This window comes from Salinispora mooreana, from assembly GCF_000379065.1.
In the GTDB taxonomy this organism is placed as follows: Bacteria; Actinomycetota; Actinomycetes; order Mycobacteriales; family Micromonosporaceae; genus Micromonospora; species Micromonospora mooreana.
In genome coordinates this window covers 2,271,494-2,294,385 of the sequence record NZ_KB900614.1, presented here as the reverse complement: position 1 = coordinate 2,294,385, position 22,892 = coordinate 2,271,494, and the positions used below count along the sequence as shown (strand labels likewise).

Genomic DNA, 22,892 nt, shown 5'->3' with positions numbered 1-22,892 from the left:
ATTGTTGATCGAGGGCGGGTGGGGTGACGTGGGCGGTCGTGGTCGTCGCGTGCTGATGGCTGTGGTGGCGTTCGTGGTGGCGGTCGGGACGGTTGTCGTTGTTCCGCCGGTGCTTGACGTGGCAGCCGCGGCGTGTGTGGCTGTCGCTGAGGGTGAGGCGCAGGCGAGGGCGGTGGCGGCCTCGTGTGATCAGCCGGTGGTAGTGGATGCGTCTCGTACGGAGTTTTCCGAGGTGACCGCGTTGCCGGATGGCCGGTTGCGGTTCTCGTCGTCGGTGGTTCCGCAGCGGGCGCGTCGGGCTGGTGAATGGGCTGATGTGGACTTGCGGTTGGTTCATGGTGGGGACGGGTTGTGGCGGCCGGCGGTGTCGGTGGCTGATGTGGCGTTCTCCGGTGGTGGTGACGGTCCGATGGTGACGTTGACCCGTGGGGGCGGGACGGTCGAGTTGTCGTGGCCGGAGGCGTTGCCGGCTCCAACCGTGTCGGGCGATTCGGTCACGTACCCGAACGTGTTGCCGGATGTGGATCTAGTGGTGCGGGCGACCTGGACGGGGTTCACCCACGTTCTGGTGGTGAAGACGCCGACAGCGGCGAGGAACCCGGCCGTACGGGAGGTGCGGTTCAGGACTGGCGGTGATGCGGAGGTGTTGTCGGGCCCGAATGGTTCGCTACAGGCTCGAGTTGGTGGGAAAACTGTGGCGTCCACCGAGCGGGCGGTGATGTGGGACTCGCGGGTTGACATGGCCTCGGGTGGTGCGTTCCGTGACCAGGGTCTGTCGGCAGAGAACTCGGAGCTGACTGTGGCGTCGGCGGCTGGTGTGGAGTCTTCCGCGGTGTCGGCGGGCGAGGCGGCGCGGGTGGCTGACGTTGGTGTGGAGGTGTCTGGCGACGATTTGGTGCTGCGTCCGGACGCGGGGCTCCTTGACGAGCCGGAGGCGGTGTATCCGCTATTCGTCGATCCAGCGTGGTCGGTGTACAAGAACAAGTGGGCGTACGCGACCAACAACGGATCGTCGAATTCCGACACGAGTGTGGCACGGGTGGGAAAGAATCCTGCCACGGGCGCGTTGTTCCGGTCGTTCTTTACGTTTCCGATGACCGCTAATGGTGTGTCGCTCAAGGGTAAGCATGTGGAGTCGGCGTACGTGTCGATGCTGCTGGATCATTCGTGGTCGTGCGGTCCCACAGTCGCGTCGATGTACTTGAGCTATTCCATCAATTCGACGCCTAAGGCGACGTGGTCGGCGATGGGCTTGAGGTCCTTCGCGGCTGCTGCCTCGGGTAACGCGAACGAGGCGGGTGGCTGCGGGAAGATTCAGCCGGATATGACCATGAACTTTACGGGTTCGTCGGTTACCCAGTTGGTAGGGAACGCGGCGACTGGCAACTGGAACACGGTCACTATGGGGTTTACTGCTCGGGCCTCCGACGGGTCCGGGGAGTCGGTGCAGGATCGGTGGAAGAAGTTCTTCCCGGACAAGGCGAAGCTCGTGGTGGATTACGACACCAAGCCGGGCGCGCCGCATAGTTTGCAGGTTGCGGGTGTGGCCTGTAGTTCGGGTGTGTTGACGGTCGGGACGTTGGCGCCGACGTTGTCCGCGGTGTTCCCGGACGCGGATAGTGGTGATTCGTTGACGGGTAGGTTCGAGTGGATCGAGGTGCCGAGTGGTGGCATCGGCTCTGTGACGGACAGCTACCCGGGTCGGAAGAGTCCGCCGCCGGCTCGGACGGGGATCACTCCGAACAGTCGGGCGACGAGTTCGGCGGTGTCGATCGTCAAGGGGTCGACGTATGCGTTTCGGGCCAAGGGTACTGATAGGGCGCCGTATTCGTTGACCGGTCCGTGGTCGGGGTGGTGTCAGTTCGCCGCGGATACGACGGTGCCGCCGGCCCCGACGGTGACTCCGGATGGTGTCGCTGGGCCGGGTCAGAGTGTGTCGTTCACGTTCACGACGACCACTGCGGACGTCACCACGTTCCGCTACGGGTGGTCCAACCCGCCGACGTCAACGGTCGCGGCGACGGGCAGTGGTACGAAGTCGGCGACGGTGAATATGACTGTGCCGAGTTTTGGTCAGAATACCGTCTGGGTTCGTGGGATCGACGCGACGGGGAACCTGGGCAATGTCGGATCCGCGACGTTCACGGCGCCGCGGCCGGCGCCGCCGGTGGCGAGGTGGGCTCTTGAGCAGTATCCAGGGGTTGATGAGGCGGCGGCGTTGGCTGATCAGCAACCCGAACTGGCTGGCGATAACGATCTGCATGCGATCGATGTTGGTTGGGCCGATGACGTCCGATTGATCGGTGGTCAGACGGCTGACTTCGACAATGCCATGATCGGAAGTCTTTTCACGTTTGATTCAGTGATTGATCCGGGATTGTCGTTCGCGGTGGGGGCATGGGTGAGATTGGGGGAGGCTGGGGATCCGCTACCGACCGAGGACCGGCGTGCGGTTTCTCAGGACTACAGCCAGAACAGTAGCTTCAATCTGGGATTCCGTGCTGGTCTCGGCAAGTGGGGTATGTGGATGCACCCGGATAACACGGCGGGTTCGAGTGAGACCGGGTTGGTGGTGTCCGATACTCCGGTGGCGATGGGTGTGTGGACGCATCTGGCGGGTGTGTACGACGCAGTTAATAAATCGACTTCCTTGTATGTGAATGGGGAGCTGGCGGATACCGCGTCGGCGGCGGTGTCACAGGAGTGGGCCAGCTTTAGTCAGATCGTGATCGGCACGGACATCAGAACGCAAAGCTCTTTTATCCCCTGGCCCGGTCATATCGCGGATGTTCAGGTGTTCGATCGGGTGCTCGTGCCGCATGACTTCACTGGTCAGTTGGCGTCGGACCCGATGTCGGGTGGGTTCAACGAGCCGGGGATCATGACCCCTGTCCGGGTCGGCGACTGGAACTTCGAGGCGGCTGTGCCCTGCTATATGGGGGATTTGAAGGACACCTGCGAGGCTGCCGCTGACACGACACAGGAGTGGGGTCGGTGGTTGGCGTTGACGCGGGGCTCGGCTATCGGGACGGGTCAGTCCGGGGCTGGGTTGTGGTTGGACGATGAGTACTTTCCGGAGGAAGGATTCGCCGAGTCGACGGTCGAGTACGGCCGTAGTGCGCTGAAGTCGGGTACGACGCCGCCTGACGACGATGGCCTCGAGTTCACGCAGTGGCAGGACGAGCCTGTTCTGCGGACTGATCAGTCGTTCACGATGTCGGCCTGGGTGACACTCGACCGGCTTGACGTGAACCAGACGGCGGTGTCCCAGCGGGGGGCTCATCAGAGCGGTGGCTGGTTGAAGTATCACTCCGAAATCGGTAAGTGGATGTTCGTTGTCACTGATGAGGACTCCCTGACTACCTCTCTCGAGAGCCTTAGGTCGTCGTCACCGGCCGAGGCAGGTGTGTGGACTCATCTGGTCGGTTTGTACGACGCGGAGCAAAAGCAGATTCGTCTGTATGTCAATGGTGAGCTGCACGACTCGAAAGATCTTTCGTTTACCCCGATGGCATCGTCGGGTCCACTGCTGGTGGGGCGGACCCTGTGGAACGACGAGATCACGGATCAGTGGAACGGTGGCATCGATGATGTGGCGGTGTTCCAGGGTGCCTTGACGGATGCCGCGGTATCGATGTTGTACGAGTCGCAGGTTGCCCCGGGTTAGCAGCGGTTTCACGGGTTGTGGGATGACGGTTCGGCCCGGCTGGCGGAACCGTTGTCCCTCGCCTTCCAAGGAATTCGTCAGCGTCCGACGTTCTCGGCTTTGCGTGATCGTTCTGTGGAGAGGAGCAGATGTTGTCTGGTCGGGATGCCCGTGGGGTGGGGCGGCTACGGCGACACCGTGGGTGGGCAGGGCGACACCGTGGGTGGGCAGGTGGTGCACGGTGGTGGGTTGTGGGGTTGACGGTGGTGTCGTTGATGGCGTCCCTGGTGGGTGTCCCGGCGTCGGAGGCGGTCGCGGAGCGCCGGGAGCCGGCGCGGCCACAGTTGGAGAAGTTGGACGCTGATGGTGGCCCGGTCAGAGGCCGGGCGTGGGCGCAGAAGCGGGTACAGGACTCGCCGGCGGCGGCGCCGGTATGGCCGGATGCGGTCTCTGCGCGCGTTGATGTCGGCGAGAACACGGTGGCCGGTCGCAGCGCTGGTGTTTCGGCAGCTGCCGGTCGGGGGGTTCGAGCGGGAAAGCTGCCGGTGTGGGTGGCGCGTGGGTCTGGTGCCGCTGGGGCGCGGGTCAGCAGTGTGGATGTGCGGGTGGTGGATCGTCGGGCGTTGGCGCCGGCGTGGCGTGACGGTGTGGTGATGGAGGTGACCGCGCCGGCGGGGGCTGCTTCCGGGCCGGTGCGGCTGTCGGTGGACTACGGCGCGTTCCGGCATGCGGTTGGTGGGTCGTGGGCGTCGCGGTTGCGGTTGTGGCAGGTGCCGGCGTGTGCATTGTCGATGCCGGAATCGGCGGGTTGTCGGTCGGTGCCGCTGCCCACCACGAACGATGTCGGTGACGGGGTGGTGACGGCGGAGGTGACCGTGGCCGTCGACGGGGACGGGCTGACACCGCTGACGCGACGGATGTTGGGCGGTGACGTTGTCGGCTCGGAGGCAGTGTCGTTCGTGGCGTTGGCCGCGGAGGGTTCGGGTCGCGACGGCGATTTCAGTGCAACCACCTTGGCGCCGTCGTCGAACTGGTCGGCCGGCGGATCCACTGGTGGGTTTTCGTGGAACTACCCGCTGCGTACGCCCACCGCGGTTGGTCCTGATCCGTCAATCAACTTCGCGTATTCGTCGGCGGCGGTGGATGGCCGGTCGGAGGTGACGAACAACCAGCCGTCCTGGATCGGGGAGGGGTTCGACTACTCGCCGGGATACATCGAGCGTCGGTATGTGCCGTGCGCGGAGGACATGAAGAACGGGGCGAACAACACCGAGGACAGCGGGGACCAGTGTTGGCGGACGGACAACGCCATCATGAACCTGAACGGTCAGAGCACGGAGTTGGTGTTCGAGGCGGGGAAGGGCTGGCACCCTCGGTCCGAGGATGGCTCGAAGATCGAGCGTTTGACGGGCGCGTCGAGTAACGGTGACAACAACGGTGAGCATTGGAAGGTCACGACCACTGACGGTACGCAGTACTTCTTCGGATTGCATTCGCTGCCGGGACAGACGGCGAAGACGAACTCGACGTTGACGGTGCCGGTGTTCGGTAACCACTCCGGTGAGCCGTGCCATCGGTCGGCTTTTACGGATTCGGACTGTGCGCAGGCGTGGCGGTGGCAGGTCGACTACGTGGTCGACGTGCGTGGCAACACGATGTCGCTGTGGTATGGCAAGGAGACGAACAAGTACGCCCGGAATGACACCGATTCCGATGATGTGTCCTACGACCGGGCGGGCTACCTGAGGCGGATCGACTACGGCACCTATGACCGGAACCAGGCTGTGCACGGGGTGACCGAACGGAACGTCACACCGTATGCGCAGGTGGTGTTCGACACGGGAATGCGGTGCTTCTCAAACTGCGGCACGGAGGCCGACCCGGTTGAGGAGTCGTGGAAGGACACCCCGTGGGATCAGGAGTGCAAGGCGTCAGCGACGTCGTGCCCGCGGCAGTACTCGCCGACGTTCTGGACCACGAAGCGGTTGGAGAAGGTCACTACCCGGGTGTGGGACACCACCAAGACCACGCCGGCGTGGCAGGACGTGGAGTCGTGGACGCTGTCGCACACGTTCGCGGCGACGGCGGATTCCACGCACACGGGTTTGTGGTTGGACAAGATCGACCACGCGGGGCACGTCGGGGGCACCGTCACCATGCCGCCGGTGACGTTCGAGGCGGTGTCGCTGCCAAACCGGGTCCTAACCGAGCACGGTACGACAGACAACTGGCTGCGGATTTCCAGCATCGTGACGGAGACCGGGGCGCGAATCAAGGTGGACTACGCGCTGCCGGAGTGCACCGAGGCGATCGTCGAGGATCTGGATCCGCACACGAACACGAAGCGGTGCTACCCCGTTAAGGTGCCGGACCCGACCGACCATACTGGTGAGCGGTTGGTGACCGAGTGGTGGCACAAGCATCGGGTAGAGCACGTTGTCGAAGACGATGTGCAGCTCGCTGACGGGCACCAGGCGCCGTCAAAGCACACCTGGTATGAGTACGTGGGCGCGCCCGCGTGGCACTACGCTGACGACGACGGTCTGACCAGGCCGGAGCGGAAGACGTGGTCCCAGTGGCGGGGATACCGCCAGGTCAAGACCCGTGTTGGTGATGACTCGACGAACCAGACCCTGACGGTGACGACTTTCCTGCGGGGTATGCACGGCGACAAGGCCAGTCCCTCCGGCGGCACGCGTACGGTGACCGTCCCGGCGTCGCTGGGCTCGGAGACGGTCTACGACGAGGACCAGTTCGCCGGCCAGGTGCGCGAGCAGGTTGTTTACAACGGGGTCGAGACCAAACCCGTGTCAAAGACGGTGAACGTGCCGTGGCGGTCGAACCCGACTGCCAGTCGGACGATCAACGGTGACACGGTCGAGGCCCGGTTCGTGGACACGCAGACGACCTATACGGCGACTGCCCTAGGTGTGAATGGCGATCGCGGCTGGCGCACCTCGCGTGGCACCAAGAACCTCGACCACCGCTACGGCACGGTGAACTGGTCGCAGGACGACGGTGATGTCGCTGATACTGGTGACGAGAAGTGCATCACCTACGCCTATAACCGCAACACCACCAAAAACCTGACCCGAACGGTGAGGCAGACCACCACTACTGCCCTGGCCTGCGGCGAGACCCCCACCTCCGCCGATGATGTGATCTCTGACGCGCGGACCTACTACGACGGTGCCAGCAGCGTCGACACCGCTCCGATCTATGGGTCGGTGACCAAGACCGAGCAGCTCAAGGACTGGCAGTCGGGCACGGGCACGGTCTGGCAGAAGGTGGCGGAGGTGACCCATGACTCGGCGGGCCGAGAGGTGACCACTACTGACATCAGGGGCAACACCACCACGGCGGCGTACACACCAGCCGTGGGTGGCCCGGTCACGAAGGTGACAACCACCGGACCGTTGAACTGGACTTCCTCAGTGGAGGCGAATCCCTACTGGGGCTCCACCACCAAGGCCACCGACATCAACAATCGGGTGAGCGCCGAGGTGGAGTACGACGCGCTTGGTCGCGTCAGCAAGGTATGGGAGCTGGGTTGGCCGAGAGACAGGCATCCGACCAAGCCATCTGCGCAGTACACCTACCACTTTGCTACCGACCGTGACGCCTACCCCTACGTGACCAGCCAGGTACTCAACGCGGACGCGAACTACCTCACCTCGTACCAGATCCTCGACGGGCTGCTGCGCCCGCGGCAGACTCAAAGCTTGGCGATGGACGGCTCCGGTGCCCGGGTAGTCGCCGACACCATTTACGACAGCCTCGACCGTGCCGCGGTCACCTACGGCGCTCACGCCGAACCCGGCGCACCCTCGGGAACGCTGTGGTGGGAACCCGAGTGGTCGGTGCCCGCGGTGTCGAAGACCATCTTCGACCGGGCATCTCGACCTACGAACGAGATCTTCCTCGCCGGCGACGGGGTCACCAACCTCGTCGAGAAATGGCGCACCGTGACCACCCACGAGGGCGACCTCACCACGGTGACACCACCACCGGGCGGCACGCCCACCACCACCGTCACCGATGCCCACGGTCGCGTCGTCAAGCTGCGTCAGCACACCACCCCAAACGGCGTCAATGGCGCGTACCGGCAGACCGAGTATGTGTTCAACCGTAAGGGCCAGCAGGTCACCACCATCGACCCCGCCGGCAACGAGTGGACCAACGAGTACGACGCCAAGGGACGCCAGTGGCGCACGACCGACCCGGACAAGGGCGTCACGACCAGCACCTTCAACGACGCCGACGAACTGGTCACCACCACCGACGCCCGGGGCGAAACCCTCTGGTACGGCTACGACAGCCTCGGGCGTAAGAAGGAGCTGCGTGACGACTCCGCCACCGGACCGTTGCGTGCGCAGTGGAGTCACGACCGGCTCTACACCGGACAAGGCGGGTTCAAGGGACAGCTCACGCAGGCGATCCGCTACGAACCCGCCGGCAGTAGCAACGCCTACCGGTGGCAGGTCCGTAGCTTCGACGGCCGCTACCAACCCAAGGGCGTCAACTACGTCATCCCGCCCAGCGAAACCGGCCTCAACGGCACGTACCTCTACGTCTACGGCTACTCGGAAGCCACCGGCGAGACCACCAGCATGTCCTACCCCGCCGGCGGCGGTGGGCTGGTCGCTGAGAAGGTCACCACCGACTACGACGCCACCACCGGATTGCCCATCAGGTTCGACACCAGCCTCACCGGCTTCTCCGGCACCCTCGCCACCGCCAGCTACACCGCGTACGGCGAACGCAACGGCTCTATCTATAAGCCGCCAGCGGGTATCTACACCCAAGACGTCGTCTACCGCGACGAAGCCACCCGCCGTGTCACCCGTACCACCATCGAACGGGAAACTACCCCCGGCACCATCTCCGACCGCAACTACACCTACGACCCCGCTGGCAACATCACCTCCATCGCCGAAGCACCAGAACACGGCCAAGCCGACACCCAGTGCTTCCGCTACGACCAACTCCGCCAACTCACCACCGCCTGGACCCCCAAGGCCGGGGTGACCTGCGACACCGAACCCGCTACGGCCAACCTCGGCGGCCCAGCACCCTACTGGCAGGACTGGACGTTTGACAGCACCGCCTCCCGACTGACCGAAACCAGCCACACCACCAGCGGAGACACCACCCGCACCTACAGCGTCCCCACCGGCGGACCAGGCGTGACGCGTCCCCACGCCGTCACCGCCATGACCACCCAAACACCCGACAACGAACCAGTTGTCAACACCTATGACTACGACGCCACCGGTAACACCACCTGCCGACCATCCGACACCACCACCACCGGCAACGACTGCGCCACCCGCGTCGACAGCCAAACCCTGACCTGGAACCCCGAAGGCAAACTCGCCACCGTCAGCACCGACGACCAGACCATCGAAACCAACATCTACGACACCAACGGCACCCGCCTCATCCGCCGCGATGCCACCGGCACCACCCTCTACCTCCCCGGCCAAGAAATCCGCCGCGAAGGCGGCACGAACACCGGCACCCGCTACTACACCTTCGCCGGCACGGTCTGCGCCTCCCGCACCGGCGGCTCATCCCCCACCAACCTCACCTGGCTCTACAACGACCACCAGGGCACCCAACAACTCGCCGTCAACGCCGCCACCCATACCTTCACCACCCGACGACAAACCCCTTACGGCACACCCCGCGGAGCTAACCCCGCTTGGGTCAACCAGAAAGGCTTCGTCGGCGGCGACATCGACCCCACCGGACTTACCAACATCGGCGCGCGGCAATACGATAATCTCCTCGGCCGTTTCATCTCCGTCGACCCCGTCCTCGTTTCCAGCGATCCGGACCAATACAACGCATATCAATACGGCGGCAACAACCCTGTCAACAATGCCGACCCCACCGGTGAATATTTCTTCGAAGACGTTGACGGTGGTGGTGCCCGCGCATACCGCTCCCGAACCAGCAGTGGCAGCATCTCCACCTGGATCGTGGAAGAATACGTCCCACCAGCCTGCAACTCCAGCTGCCAACAACGACGCGAAGCTGCCAGAATCGCCAGCAATCAACGTGCCGAAGCGGAACGAAAGCAACGCGAGTGCCAAGCTAGCTTCTTTTGTCGCAACAGCCAGCGGGTAAAGGGCATGGCCGCTGCCGCTGTGAACTGGGCCGAAGAGAACGCCGACGTGGTAGGTGTTGTGACCGGTGTTGCTGTCGGCGTCACCTGTACGGTAATCACCGGCGGTACCGGTGCTGTTTTGTGCGGTGCGCTCGGTGGTGCAGTGTCCGGATTGGTCACCGGTGGATTGAAGTGTTCCGGTGGTGATAATAGTCGATGTTCCATTGGTAGCTTGGCCACGGATACACTCGTCGGTGGTGCCCTTGGCGCGCTGGGCGGGGCTGTCGGCGCGGTGATTGGAGGAGGCTTGGCCGGTGCCGCCAGTGCCGGCCTCCGGAGTACCCTGTCTGGTTTCGCGTCCGGAGCGGCGAAGGCCGCATCTGGGTTGGGGAGCGGTACGCGTGCAGCTGCGCATCAGCTAACCCCGGCTGGGATCAGTCGGGCTTTGGGGGGAACGCCCAGGAATAACCTCGGGACATTCGTGAGATCGTCGGTGAGTCAATGGCGTGACGATGCGGCAACGATGGGAGGCGGTGTGCGTGGACATGCCCGAGTGGCGCTGGACACCGTCATGATGATTGAGAGGGGTGCCATGTCAGTCGATGGTCTGGCAGGTGGTCTTGTTGGCGCGATCGCACCGACCACGAGGGACGACCTGAGTCAATTACGCAAGGACGGATATTCATTCAATCAGGTGACCCATCCCATCCAGATTGTGGGAGGCTTCGTGGGGGCTGCGTTCTGACAAATTGGCCGTGGTGATGCGGGGTCAGATGCAGACGATACTCAGGGTTCGGCTTGGGATCCTGCCATTACAAGGCAGGAAGGGGGCATTCAAAGGTGATCACTCCCGATGTGTATCTCGAAATTGTGCGGCAACGGATGGTCGCTGACGGGTGCACGGTGTCAGAAGAGTATGTCTGCTCAAAGGCGACCCTGGTCGGCTACCGGGCGCAGACACGCGCGCTGACGAGGATGTACGTTTTCACAGTTTGTGCAGCAGTGGATCGGGTCGAGAAGGCGGGACTGAGTGATTTCGTTAACGCCGCTGTGAACCTGGGGTTGAACCGTAAAGGCCAATGGCGCGGCATGCAGTCAGGCGTTATCGTGCTGCCCGTCCTCGTGACGACAGCGATAGAGGAAAGTGCGATAGCGCTGACTCAGAAGGTTCATAGACTACACTCGGCGGGTTTCGCGGCCCTGGCCCAACCTGCTGTCGTGGACATGTTCACCGGGACGGTTTGGACCTTTCGCGGCACTCGGGTGTGGGGTTACGCCCACAACTCGCTGATCAAGCAAAAGTTCAGTAAGTATCTGCCAGAGCCATTCGAAAAGTCCTGTATTCTGTAGGTTTACGCATCCCCGTGTGCATTTACAGCTCGGTGTCTCACTGGCGAGCGATGCGCAGGCATGTTAGCGATCTCGTAGGTTTCGATAGTTTGTGGGGCCGTGGCACACCGCCATCGTGACTCCCCGAGTGCGGAACAGCGCGCTCGCGCGTTGGGCTACTTTGCCTCCCCTGCTGTTTGCCAGCAGCTTGCGACGATGCATCATAGTTATGTGGACGAAGGAGTGCGGTTACAGCGGAACACAGCCAAGATTCGGCGGAACTACGCTTTCGTGGCCCTGGTTGGGGCTTGCGGGTGGGGTGCGGCATGGTATTCTGCGGCGGACCCGGGCTCAGTCTTCACCAACACCAGGATATTCGCGTACGCCGGCGCGGCAATGTGCCTCCTTGCCGCCTGCGCTCTTGTGTCTCTCTGCTGGCCGTTTGTCATCCATGTTGACGACACTGGGATGACTGTTCGGGCGAATGGTGCCACGACGTGGTTGCCCTGGAGCTCGGTCGAGATGATGACGGCGGTGAAGCGAGGTGCCGACTGGAGCGATCCGATGTTAGAAATTCGGGTGACGCCAGGGGTGCGCGTCAAGGGTCGCCTCGGTAGGGTGCACGAGGGACGGCGGGTGTACCAACTGCTGCCGCTCGAGAGCTTCATCTGCCCACCTGAACAGACGGTCGCCATTCTGCATAGATACAGTGGTGGAAAGGTCGACGCGAAAGCGTACCTCACCTATAGGGCGGGGAAGCAGGCCGTCGCGCGGTGGTCGAACGAGGTGCAGCGTGTTACTGATTGGCCAGATGATAAAGACGGCAGGACCGAGTGAGACATGTAGCTTGTCTCGTTCGGTGTTCGGTTGCATACGCTGACGTGCGATTTCGCCGCTGTACTCGATGCCGGTTGGGCCCGTTCGTGCCCCGTGACCTCAACATTCGCGAGGGGTGCACCGTGTCGACCGCGGCGCTGGCCAGCCGCCGCCGCACACTATCCGCGTCCCAGGTTGAGCAGGTCAGGACCTGCGGCAATGCTGGTGATCCATCCCGAGCCGTCGCGCTATCGGTTGCATCGACTCGCATCGAACCCCGCAGATGTCGCAACGCCGTCGCCCGTTGAACCGAGCGCTGCCACCCCGCGAAGATCCCCGCCGCACAGTTCTTCAACCGCACCCGAACCAGACTCCACCCATCCGCACACCGCAGCCCAACCCGATGACAACGCAGATATGCAACATGCCAGAAGATCTAACAAAGTAGACTATTGTCTGGGGAACTGCTCGAACATGAGCTCGTAGCCGTCCGGGTCCAGGCCGTAGAAGATGCGCGCCCATCCGACGTCTTCCGGATCGAGGGTCACAGTCAGGCCCTCCTCCCGCCAGAGCCGCCACGTCGCGTCAAGATCCGTGGTCGGTACGACGAGGACGAAGCCGAGCCCGGCCGGGCCCTGCCTGGTCTGCTGACCGCGCTCGGCGTGGTGATAGCCGTGCTGGTGCAGATCCGACAGGATGAGCCAGGTGTGCCCGTAGGTCAGGTAGCGCAGCCGCGTCTGCTCGGGCTGCGGAAGGTGCCGGAAGCCGAGCCGTCGGTAGAGATCGAATGACCGGTCGAGATCGCGTACCCGCAGGCCAACCTTCAGCTGTTTCGTCGGCATTTCCGTCATCGTACGGACGCTGTGGACCAGTCGAAAGTGGCCGGCTGTTCGGCATCGGGTGGGCGGCGGCTCAACGGCCGACCGAGAAGATCCCCGCGGGGGGCGGCGCGGAGTCGGTGGCGTCGGTGTCGTGGACGACCGGGGCGCCGCCGGCGAACCGGACCAACTCCTCGCCGGCGAGCACCCGGCCCGGGAACCAGTCACCGGAGACCCGCCGGGTCAGCTCGGGCACCGGCGGGGTGCTGCGGCCGGCGAGCAGCACGAGGTTGCCGAAGCGGCGGCCCCGCAGCACCGCGGCGTCGCCGACCAGCACCGCCTTGGGTAGCACCGACCGGACGGTGGCGACCTGTTGGCGGGCGTGCCGCAGCGGCGGGCCGTCGGCGATGTTCGCCAGGTACCAGCCGGTGGGTCGTAGCACGCGGGCCACCTCGGCGGCGAACTCCACCGAGGTCAGGTGGGCGGGGGTGCGGGCGCCGGCGAAGACGTCGGCGACCACGATGTCGATGCTGGCGTCCCGGAGGCCGGTGAGGGCTTCCCGGGCGTCGGCGACGCGTACCCGTAGTCGTGGGTTGGGGGGCCAGGGCAGCTCTCGGCGAACCAGCTCGACCAGCGCCCCGTCCAGCTCGCAGACCCGTTGGGTCGAGCCGGGACGGGTGGTGGCGACATACCGGGGCAGGGTCAGCGCGCCGCCACCGAGGTGCAGCAGGCGCAGCGGGGCACCGGCCGGGGCGAGCAGGTCGATGGCGGCGCCGAGCCGGCGCACGTACTCGAACTCCAGGTGGGTGGGGTCGGCGAGATCCACATGTGACTGCGGGGCGCCGTCGAGCAGCAGCGTCCAGGAGCCCGCCCGGTCCGGGTCGGGGACCAGCTCGGCCACCCCCGTGTCCACCTCGACGGCGGCCCGGTCGGTGGAGCGCTGGCGCCCCATCAGCCCGCACCGCCGGCGGCGACCAGGGCGCGGTGCAGCAGCCGGGAGTCCCCGATCATCCGCCGCAGCCGGCGCTCCAGGCCGGCGATGGGGATCAGGTTCTGCGGCGCCCGCGGGTCCTTGTACGGGGTGGAGGCGAAGCGGGGCAGGGTCACCACGGACAGGTCCGCCAACGCGACCGCCGCCGCGATGTCCAGCTCGGTGGAGCACTCCACCCGGACGATGCCCGCCCACGGGGCGCCACCGGTACCTGGCAGCCGCAGGTACCACGACCAGCCGCCCCACGCGGTGCCCAGCCGGAACACCGGGGAGCGCTGCCCGGCGGTGAGCCCGGTGACCACCGCGGTGAGCCGCGCGTCCAGGTACTGGCTGTGCTGGGTCTTCACGTAGCCGAGGGTGCGGGGCAGGAGCCGTCGGTTGCGCAGCGGCCCGTCCACCACCAGCAGATCCTCGTCGCTGCGGGCGGCGCTGGAGACCGCCACCTCCAGCGCGGTCAGTGGCCCCTGCACCGCCGCCGGCAGCTTGGCCAGCTCGCCGCTGCCGCCGACCCGGTGCACCGGGTAGTGGACATTGCCGGCGCGTACGTCCACCGCGGACGGGCTGGCGGTGAAGAGCCCCCGCTCCACCCGGGCACCGGCCAGCTGGGCCGCGCCGCGCTCCAGGTCGCAGCGGACCACCCCGGCCGCGTACGAGGCGGCCAGCCCCGGGTACGAGACCCCGTCGGGCTCGGTCAACCACAGGCTGGCGTCGTTTCGGCGTACCCCGTCGACGAGCAGCACCACGGCCGGGGCGTGGACGCCCGGCCGGGGCCCGACCGCCCGCCAGTCGACCGTGGGCAGCTCGTGGTCGGCCTCGACCCGGGCGCTGCTGGGCGCGGCCGGGCCGCCGGCGGCGGCCTCGAACGAGGCCCCGTACGCCGGGTCCCACGCGTCGACGAAGAAGCGGCTCACCCGGGTCGCCCCCGCCCGCCGTCGGCCTTCACCGGCCGGTCCGTTCGATCCGGGCCGACCGGGCGTCCTTGCGGACCTCGAAGCGAACCGGAATGCGCTCGGCCAACGCCGGCACGTGGGTGACCACGCCCACCATCCGGTCCCCCCGCGCGGCCAGGTTCTCCAACGTGGCCGCCACCGTGTCGAGGGTGGCCGTGTCGAGCGTGCCGAACCCCTCGTCCAGCACGATGGACTCCAGGCTGGCCGCGGTGGTCGACATCCCGGCGAGCTGTTCGGCCAGGGCCAGCGCGAGCGCCAGCGACGCCTGGAAGGTCTCCCCGCCGGAGAGCGTGCGGACGCCCCGGCGCAGGCCGGCGTCGTGGTGGTCCACGACGAAGAACTCCCCCTTGTCGTGGACCAGGTCGTACTGGTCGCCGGAGAGTTCGCGCAGAATCCGCGACGCACCGTCCACCAGCAGGTCGAGCGCCTCGGCGAGCAGCCACCGTTCGAAGTTGTTCGCCCGCAGGTGCCCGGCGAGCGCGCGGGCCACCTGCGCCTCGCGTTCGTAGGTGGCGCGCTGCTCGCGCAACTCACCGGCCTGTTCCCGGCGGCGGGTCAGTTCCCGCAGCTGCGCCTCGGCCCGTTCGAGGGCGACCGCGGCGTCGCGGCCCGGATCGTCGGTGGCCGGCACCCCGGCCGCCTCGAATAGCCCGCCGATCCGCGCCTCCACCGTGGCCACCTGCGCCTCGGCCGCGCTCACCGCCGCCACCCGGTCGGCGCGCTCGGAGCGCCGCCGCGCCACCTCGGTGGTGGCCCAGTCGGTCAGCGCCGCCCACGCCGCCGCCACGTCCTCCCGGTCGGTGGCCGGCGGGCCGAAGCGGGCCAGGCCGTCCCGGGTCGCGTCGAAGGCCCGCCAGGTGGTGCGGAGTCGCTCCTGCGCGGTGTCCACCGCGGCCCGTGCCCGGCGGGCCTCGTCCCGGCCGGCGCGGACCGCCGCCGCAGACTCCTCCAGCTCCTGCCGCAGCCGCCCGTGCTCGGCCAACGCCCGGTGCAGCGCCGCCGGCTCCGGGGCGTCGGCCAGCTGGGTGTGCAGGGCCGCGAGCCGCGCGTCGAGCTGCTCCTGCCGGACCCGCGCCGCCACCAGCTCCCGTTCCCGCTCGCGGACGGCGCCGTCTCGCTGCGCCACGGTGGCCTTGGCCGCCTCGCTGGCCGCCCGCGCCGCCTTTCCGGCCGCGACCGCCGCCGGCACCGCCGACGTGGCCGGGATCACCGGGACCTGGGCGACGGTCTGCTCGCAGACCGGGCAGGCGTTCCCGTCGTGCAGCGACGCCCGCAGCGCCACCGCCAGATCGGTCGCCTTGGCCTGCTCATGCGCCTGGAAGGCCGCCGCCAGGTCGGCCTCGGCCTGCTCGGCCGCCGCCTGTGCCGCGGTCAGCTCCGCCGTGGCCGCCGCGTGCCCGGCCCGGGCCGCCGCCACCGCCGCCCGGACCGTCTCGGCCTCGCCGGCCAGCTCCGCGCGGTCGTCGTACGCCCGCAGCAGCAGGCGTAGCGCGCTCTCGTCGCCGGCCGCGGTCAGCTCGCCGCGGAGCTTTTCCTCCCGCTCCTCGGCGAGCGCCACCACGGTCGTGGCCTCGTCCGCGTCCGTCTGCGCGGTCGCCACCGCCCGGGCGACCTCGGCCACCCCGGTGGGGGCGCGCACGGCGTCGAGCACGGCCAGGTCGGTGTCGAGGCCGGTCAGCGCCGCGCCCGCCTCCCGCGCCGCGGTGCGCGCCGCCGCCTGTTCGGGAACGGCGGCGGTGATGGCGGTGGCCAGCTCCCGCATCTGGTCGACGCGGGCCGACACCTCGTCGAGGGCGGCGTCGTCGATGTCGGTGAGCCCGGCGAGGGTCTGGTTGACCACCTCGAACTTCGCCTCGGCCTGGCTGGCCCGGGTCCCCGCCTTCTCCCGCACCTGCTCGTAGACGCCGAGGCCGAGCAGGTTGACCAGGATCTCCTGCCGTTTCGCCGGTCGGGCGTGCAGGAAGTCGGCGAACTGCCCCTGCGGCAGCAGCACACAGCTGGTGAACTGCTCATACGGCAGCCCGACCGCCGTCAGTACCGCGTCTTCCATCTCGGCGACCGTGCCCGCGAGCACCTCGCCCAGGTCCTCCGGGCTCAACCCGGTGTCTAGCTTGGCCGGGTCGAAGCCGGGCGGCATGAGCTGGAGGCCGGCGCCGGAGGTCTTGACGTTGCCCCGGCTGTCCCGCCGGACCACCCGGGTGGCCACGTAGCGGTCGCCGGCCGACTCGAAGACCAGCCGGACCCGCGCCTCGGCCGTCGACGGGGCGAGGGCGTTCGCCAACCCGCGGGTGCCGCCCCACCGGGGTACGGTGCCGTAGAGCGCGAAGCAGATGGCGTCCAACACGGTGGACTTGCCGGAGCCGGTCGGCCCGACCAACGCGAAGAAGTCGGCGTCGGTGAAGTCGATCGTCGTCGCCGCCCGGAAGACGGTGAAACCGTCGAGATCCAGTCGCATCGGCCGCATCAGTGCTCGACCTCCTCGAACAGCTCGTCGAAGAGCCCCCGGACGTCGTTGTCGGCGTGTCCCCGGTCGTCCAGGTAGTCGCCGAACAGCTCCCGCGGTGACCGGCCGGCGCGCTGGGCGACGCGGGCACCACCGCCGGGCGCGGACACCAGCTCCGGATCGATTCTGATCTCCAGGGCGCGGGGGAGGAGCTCCTGCACCTCCTCGCGAAGGCCGGCCCGGGGCTGCTCCCGGACGAAGACCCGCAGCCAGGCGTCCGGCACCTCAACCTCGGCGAGCTGCGCGAGCGTGCCGCGGACAGTCCGCAGGGAGGCGGCGGCGGGGATCGGCACCTCGCGCACCTGGGCCGCGGTGGTGGCGGTCACCTCGACCACGGTCACCGACGGGACGTTCTCCTGCTCGCCGAAGTCGACCGCCAGCGGGCTGCCGCTGTAGCGGATCGGGCACCCGCCGTCGACCCGCTGGGCGCGGTGCAGGTGACCGAGCGCGACGTAGTGCGCGGTGCCGGGGAAGACCGTCGCCGGCACCGCGTAACCGAGGACGGTGTGCGCGTCCCGCTCGCCGCCGCCGGTCGCCGCCCCGACCACGGTCAGGTGGGCGGTGACCAGGTGCACCCGGTTCGGCTCGGCGAAGCCTTCGGTCAACCGGCTGACGATCCGTCCCAGGTGGTCGGCGTACGTCTGGTTCGCCTCGGCGGCGGTCAGCTCATACATCTCCACGGCCCGGACCGCGTACCGCTGGGACAGAAACGGCAGCGCGGCGAGCTGCCAGCGTTCGCCGCCGCCGGTCGTACCGTCGATGATGTGCTCGTTGGGGTCTTCGCGCACGGTGCCCCGCAGCGTGATCCCGGCGGCCTCGGCCCACGGCCGCAGCGCGTCCAGCGCCGCGCCGTTGTCGTGGTTGCCGCCGATCGCGACGACGTCGGCGCCGGTACGGCGCAGCGCGGTCAGCGCGCGGGTGACCAACCGGGTCGCCTCGGGGGTGGGGGCGGCGGTGTCGTAGAGGTCGCCGGCGATGATGATCAGGTCCGGCGCCTCCCGTCGGGCCACCTCGATCACCCCGGCGAGGACGGCCTTGTGCTCATCGGCCCGGGACTGCCCCTTGAGGACCTTGCCGACGTGCCAGTCGGAGGTGTGCAGGATCTTCACGGCTCACACCACCTCAGAACGGGATGTCGTCGTCACCGGCGCCCACCACGGCGAACGGGTCGGCCGACTGAGTGATCGACCGGAGGGTCTGGGAGGGCACCGCACCCGCCTCCGCGACCCGCGTCGCCCAGGCAGGAAACGGAAATTCCAGGCAGAGGGGCACCGGGATGTCGGGCTGGTTGACGAACATCGTGCCCGGTTTGGCCAGCAGCGCCCGCTGCCGTTGCGCCGGCGGGAGGAAACCGTACTCGGGGCGGGACGCCTCGGCCGGGTCGAGCCGGCCGACCACCCGGACCGCCGAGTTCGTGACGATGCGCCGCTCCACCTCGCTGGCGGTCTGCTGCGCGCCGACCAGGATCACCCCGAGGGAGCGGCCCCGCTCGGCGATGTCCAGCAGCACCTCCTTGATCGGGGAGGAGCCCTCGCGGGGGGCGTACTTGTTCAGCTCGTCGAGGACGACGAAGAGCAGCGGCTTGGCCGTGCCGGTCTTCTCCTTGCGCTCGAACTCGCTCTTGAGCGTCACGCCGACCACGAACCGCTGCGCCCGGTCCGGCAGGTTGTGCAGGTCAACCACGGTGACCTGCGCCGACTCCGCGGTGTTGATGCGGTGCGGGCGCCGGGTGGCCAGATCGCCACGGATCAGCCGGGACAGGTCCTTCTTACTGCCGATCAACCGGCGGGCGAAGGCGTTGACGGTACCGAGTCCGACCGCGCTGCCGGCCCAGTCCCCCCGGGTCTCGTCGTCGTTGAGCTGCTCGACGATGTGATCGACCAGGTCGGCGTAGCTGCCGAGGCGGACCCCGTCGATGCTCACCCCGCCGTCGGCGGGCTGCGCGTACCGGGCCAGGTGGGCGGTGACCGAGTGCACCACCATCGTGTACTGCTGGCGCTCGTCGTCGGCGTCGGCGAAGACGTACGGCAGAAGACGGTCGGCGCAGAACTCGTCGAGCGTCCAGTAGAAGCTGTCCACCCCACTGAGCCGACTGCTCACATCCGGCGTGCCGGTGGCGTCACCGGCCCGGGGCGGAGCGTGGACCCGCACGTCTCCGAAGGCCGCGGCGTCCAGACCGAGTCGGGCGTACGCCGTGCGGGTGGACTCGTCCAGCCGGGTGTTGGGGTGGTCGAGGAAGAGCAGGTCCTCGCCCTTGACGTTGAAGATCAGCGCCTTGGCGTTGACCGCGTCACCGCCGAGGACGCCGGAGCGGAAGACCGAGTAGAGCAGGAAGGTGGCGAAGCTCGTCTTGGTGGCGACGCCGGAGATGCCGGAGATGGAGACGTGCGCGCCCCGGGTGCCGTCAAGGAAGTCGGCGTTGAGGTAGACCGGAACGCCGTCGCGGCCGGTGCCCATCGGGATCCGCCGCTCCATCCGGTCGAAGTGCAGCGCCCGGGCTCGGGCGTCCCCCTCGGCCCGGTGCACGACGGCGCCCGGCGACGGCGGAACGTAGAGCTCCGGGTCGACCCGGGTGGTGGTGATCTCGGCGGCCTCCTGCACCTGGGCGGGGAGCATCCCGTCGGCGATCGCGAAGACGTCGGAGTCGAACTGGGCGCCCTCGTGGCGGGCGCGCACCTGGGTGACCACCCCGGCGATCGTCACCGGCTCCCGGTCCGGCAGCTCGCGGCGGGTGGCCACGACGTCGTCGAGCTGCAGGTAGCTGCTGGGGGAGACCGCTGTCCAGAACTGCAGCGGGGTGGCGTCGGCGGTGCCGAGCACCCGGCCGACCAGCTCGCCCGGGCCGTCCACGGCGTCGTCGGTCATCGGGTTACTCCGCGGGGCTGGGGGGCGAGGTCGGCAGACACGTCCTGCATCCTGCCCGAGACCTACGACCGGCCGCCACGTGACGCGGCGGAGACCACGCCGTGCCCGCCACCCGCCCGCCCTGGGAGGGTGGGTGCCGGGCGGTGAGCAACGGGCGTCTGCCAGGCCGTGAGCGATGGGCGCCTCGCTGGGCGTTCTCGGCGGATCCGCCACGAGCGGGGCGGGAGCTGGGCGATGCTGTACCGGATGAAACTGCTGGAGGAGTGGCTGCGGACGCCCCGCGGTCGGTTCAAGGCGCTGGTCGCGCTGGCGGCAGTCCTGCCGGCGGTGGAGGCGACGATCATCGCCGTGCTCGGGTTCCAGGCTGTTCGTGGGCTGTCGCCGCAGGTGACCGCCGTCTGGCCGTACGGCACCTTCCATGAGTTGCGCTGGCTCTTCGTCTACCACCGGACCATCCCCGGGTTCTTCCTCACGTTGGTGGGGATCTCGGCGCTGCGGGGAGTCCTCACCACAGTCCAGGCCAACCTGGCCTGGCCGGACGGAGCCCCCCACCCGTCGTGGCGCTGGCTCCTCCGGCGCAACATCTGGGTCGCCATCCTGACCGCGGTGATCCTCTCGCCCTGGGTGGCCCTGGCGATGGCGTTCGCCACGACCGGGCTCTCCTGGTATCTGATCGCCGCACTGTTGCCGTTGTTGCTGCTCGCTCCGTTCCTGCTGCAGGCCGGGGTGTCCGCCGACTGGTGGCGGGGCCTGCCGCGGCTGGCGGTGGTGGGGTGGGCGTGGCTGAATTTCGCCGTCCTCACCGTCGCCGGTGCGGTGCTGTCGACGGTGCCCATCTGGTGGGGCGTCCCGTTGGCCGTCGTCTGCGGCGCGGTCAACGCGGTGCTCTGGCGAAAGAGCGTCGCCGCCGCGCTGGCCCCCGGCCGGGCTCGCCTTCGGGCCGTGCCGGTGGTGCCGCTGGTGATCACGCTGCTCCTGCTCAGCTTTCCGGCGATGCCACTGGTGGGCGAGCGACTCCAGGGCGGGCGCGGCGGGTGGCGACCGCCGATCATGAACGAGCCGTTGCCGGACTCGGTCCCGTACGCGGTGATCGCCTTGGGTGGGCACGACTCCGAGTACGACGGTGAACCGGCGGTGGATCCGCGGGTGGAGCGGTTCTCCTACCTCGGGCTGGATGAACAGGATCGGCCGTTGCCGTACACGGAAGTGGCCACCCACCGGTCGTTGGGCGACAGCGCGGCCCTGCTGGCGGAGCAGGTCGAGGTCCTGCACGAGCGGACCAACCGGCCGATTGCCCTGATCGGGCACAGCGAGGGGGCGATGGTGGCCCGGACCTACCTGGAGCGATGGCCGATGACGAAGGTGGAGGCGGTGCTGCTGTTCAGCCCGTTGGTGATGCCTGGTCGGGTGTACTACCCGCCCGCGCAGATCAGGCGGGGGTGGGGCGTCGTGGCCGGTTGGGAGCTACGGCTGCTGCAGTCGCTCTGGAACATCACCGACAGCGTGGACGAGGTGCCGGACCAGGAGTTCATCCGCTCGCTGCTGGCCGATGCCCCGTTCTACCGAAATCGCACGCTCTGCCCGGTGGCGGGCGTGCGGATGGTGGCCTTCCTGCCGACGGTCACCGCGGTGGAGGCGCCGCCCGGCGAGTACCACCGGATCCCGGTCTACGAGCTGCCCGCGTTCCATGGTGAGTTGGTCGGCCGGGACGACGTCGCGGACCTGGTGCTCGATTTCCTCTCCGGCGAGCCGGTGCAGCGGTCGGAGATGCAGTACGAGGTGCTCCAACGTCTCGGCTCGGCCTGGCAGCCACCACCGCTGGCCCTGCGGATCAATCCGGTCTGGTCGGCGGGCCGGGAGGCGGATCCCGCCTTCACCGGCCGGATCTGCGAGGCCCGCTGACCGCGGCGACCGCCGGCGGTGACTGCGCGCGTCGCGGCGACTGTGGCCGCTGGCGGTGACGGTCGTCGCCAGCGCCTCGGCCAACCCCCGGTGTCGTTCACCCGGTGTGGTGCCGGGCCGGGGCGGTGCGGGGCAGTCGGGGGTCAGTCGCGGGCGTAGCGGAGCAGCAGCCCGCCGTCGGCGGCGGCGAGCACGTGCCGCAGCGGTAGGTGCCGCACCGGGCTGGGCTCTCCGGCGGTGATTCGGCCCGGCCCGGCGCCGGCCAGTAGCGGGGCGACGGTCAGGCAGACCTCGTCCACCAGGTCGGCCGCGGTGAGCGCGCCGAAGAGGTGCGGCCCGCCCTCGCAGAGCAGCTGGCCGAGCCCGCGGCGACGCAGCTCGACCAGGCCGGCGGCGAGGTCCACCCGGTCGTCGCCGCATCCGACGAGGTCGGCGACGTCGGCCAGGCCGGGCGGGGCGGTGGCGGCGGCGTGCGTGAGCACGATCGGGCGTACCGGTGCGTCGGCGAGGGCGGGATGGGTCGGGTCGAGGTTGACCGAGCCGGAGACCACGACGAGGGTCGGGAACTCCGGTAGGCCATGCTCCCGGCGCCAGGCGCGGCGTCGCTCGTCCAGGCGCAGTGGCCGGTACCGCTCGTGGCGCATCGTGCCGCCGGCGACCACGAGACCGTCGCAGAGCATCCGCAGCAGTCGAAAGACCCGCTTGTCCGGCTCGCCGGAGAGCCCGGCCGAATAACCGTCAACGGTGACCGCGCCATCCACGCTGGTCACGAAGTTCACGCGTAGGCGTGGTCGGTCGGCCCGGCCATAGCAGGCGGTGAGCGCGGCGTCGTCGAGGGCCGCACCGGACGGCGCGGGCCAGAGCGCGGTAATCGGCGTTCCGACGGTCATTCGCTGGCCGGACCCGTGACCGGAGGGGGTGGCGGAAGGGTGCGGTGCTGGCAGTCACACCAGTTCCGGC

At 68.1% G+C, this 22,892-nt stretch carries 12 protein-coding genes and 1 pseudogene; 5 read left to right on the top strand and 8 right to left on the bottom strand.

The window, feature by feature from the left end; genetic code table 11:
- Window positions 1–49 precede the first annotated feature (49 nt).
- The 4 genes from SALPAC6_RS0110925 to SALPAC6_RS30100 all read left to right on the top strand — a co-directional run bounded on the left by SALPAC6_RS0110925 (window position 50) and on the right by SALPAC6_RS30100 (window position 11,924).
- Entirely contained in the window at window positions 50–3,667 is a 3,618-nt protein-coding gene (locus SALPAC6_RS0110925; RefSeq protein WP_026189545.1) for a LamG domain-containing protein, read from the top strand.
- Between the two features lie 254 nt (window positions 3,668–3,921).
- Window positions 3,922–10,503 (top strand): RHS repeat-associated core domain-containing protein, encoded by a 6,582-nt coding sequence (locus SALPAC6_RS0110915; RefSeq protein ID WP_080636155.1) that lies wholly within the window; start codon window positions 3,922–3,924, stop codon window positions 10,501–10,503.
- A 122-nt stretch (window positions 10,504–10,625) separates the two neighbouring features.
- The gene (locus tag SALPAC6_RS0110910; RefSeq protein WP_026189544.1) at window positions 10,626–11,108 is read left to right on the top strand and encodes a hypothetical protein; all 483 of its coding nucleotides are present in this window, start codon (window positions 10,626–10,628) and stop codon (window positions 11,106–11,108) included.
- 447 nt (window positions 11,109–11,555) lie between these two features.
- Complete coding sequence (locus SALPAC6_RS30100) at window positions 11,556–11,924, top strand: hypothetical protein (RefSeq protein ID WP_223874226.1); 369 nt, start codon at window positions 11,556–11,558, stop codon at window positions 11,922–11,924.
- A 112-nt stretch (window positions 11,925–12,036) separates the two neighbouring features.
- Here SALPAC6_RS30100 and SALPAC6_RS30095 read toward each other — a convergent pair.
- The 7 genes and pseudogenes from SALPAC6_RS30095 to SALPAC6_RS0110875 all read right to left on the bottom strand — a co-directional run.
- Window positions 12,037–12,297 (bottom strand): annotated as a pseudogene (locus SALPAC6_RS30095) (transposase); the annotation flags it as partial.
- Between the two features lie 55 nt (window positions 12,298–12,352).
- Window positions 12,353–12,745, bottom strand: a complete 393-nt coding sequence (locus SALPAC6_RS0110900; protein WP_018220489.1) for a VOC family protein — start codon at window positions 12,743–12,745, stop codon at window positions 12,353–12,355.
- Window positions 12,746–12,815: 70 nt separating this feature from the next.
- Complete coding sequence (locus tag SALPAC6_RS0110895; protein WP_018253445.1) at window positions 12,816–13,673, bottom strand: spermidine synthase; 858 nt, start codon at window positions 13,671–13,673, stop codon at window positions 12,816–12,818.
- Window positions 13,673–14,623, bottom strand: a complete 951-nt coding sequence (locus SALPAC6_RS0110890; protein WP_018253444.1) for a hypothetical protein — start codon at window positions 14,621–14,623, stop codon at window positions 13,673–13,675. Before SALPAC6_RS0110890 ends, SALPAC6_RS0110895 begins: the two co-directional genes overlap by 1 nt.
- Before the next feature lie 28 nt (window positions 14,624–14,651).
- On the bottom strand, window positions 14,652–17,126 hold the full coding sequence (locus SALPAC6_RS0110885) for an AAA family ATPase (RefSeq protein WP_018253443.1): 2,475 nt from the start codon (window positions 17,124–17,126) through the stop codon (window positions 14,652–14,654).
- Entirely contained in the window at window positions 17,126–18,274 is a 1,149-nt protein-coding gene (locus tag SALPAC6_RS0110880) for an exonuclease SbcCD subunit D (protein WP_018253442.1), read from the bottom strand. The genes SALPAC6_RS0110885 and SALPAC6_RS0110880 overlap by 1 nt, the downstream gene beginning before the upstream one ends.
- Before the next feature lie 13 nt (window positions 18,275–18,287).
- Window positions 18,288–20,030, bottom strand: a complete 1,743-nt coding sequence (locus SALPAC6_RS0110875) for an ATP-binding protein (protein WP_018253441.1) — start codon at window positions 20,028–20,030, stop codon at window positions 18,288–18,290.
- Between the two features lie 246 nt (window positions 20,031–20,276).
- Between SALPAC6_RS0110875 and SALPAC6_RS0110870 the strand changes: the two genes are divergently transcribed.
- Window positions 20,277–21,932 (top strand): lipase family protein, encoded by a 1,656-nt coding sequence (locus SALPAC6_RS0110870; RefSeq protein ID WP_033666369.1) that lies wholly within the window; start codon window positions 20,277–20,279, stop codon window positions 21,930–21,932.
- Window positions 21,933–22,075: 143 nt separating this feature from the next.
- On the opposite strand, the gene SALPAC6_RS0110865 is transcribed toward SALPAC6_RS0110870, so the two are convergent.
- On the bottom strand, window positions 22,076–22,822 hold the full coding sequence (locus SALPAC6_RS0110865) for a pyrimidine reductase family protein (protein ID WP_018253439.1): 747 nt from the start codon (window positions 22,820–22,822) through the stop codon (window positions 22,076–22,078).
- Window positions 22,823–22,892: the final 70 nt, after the last annotated feature.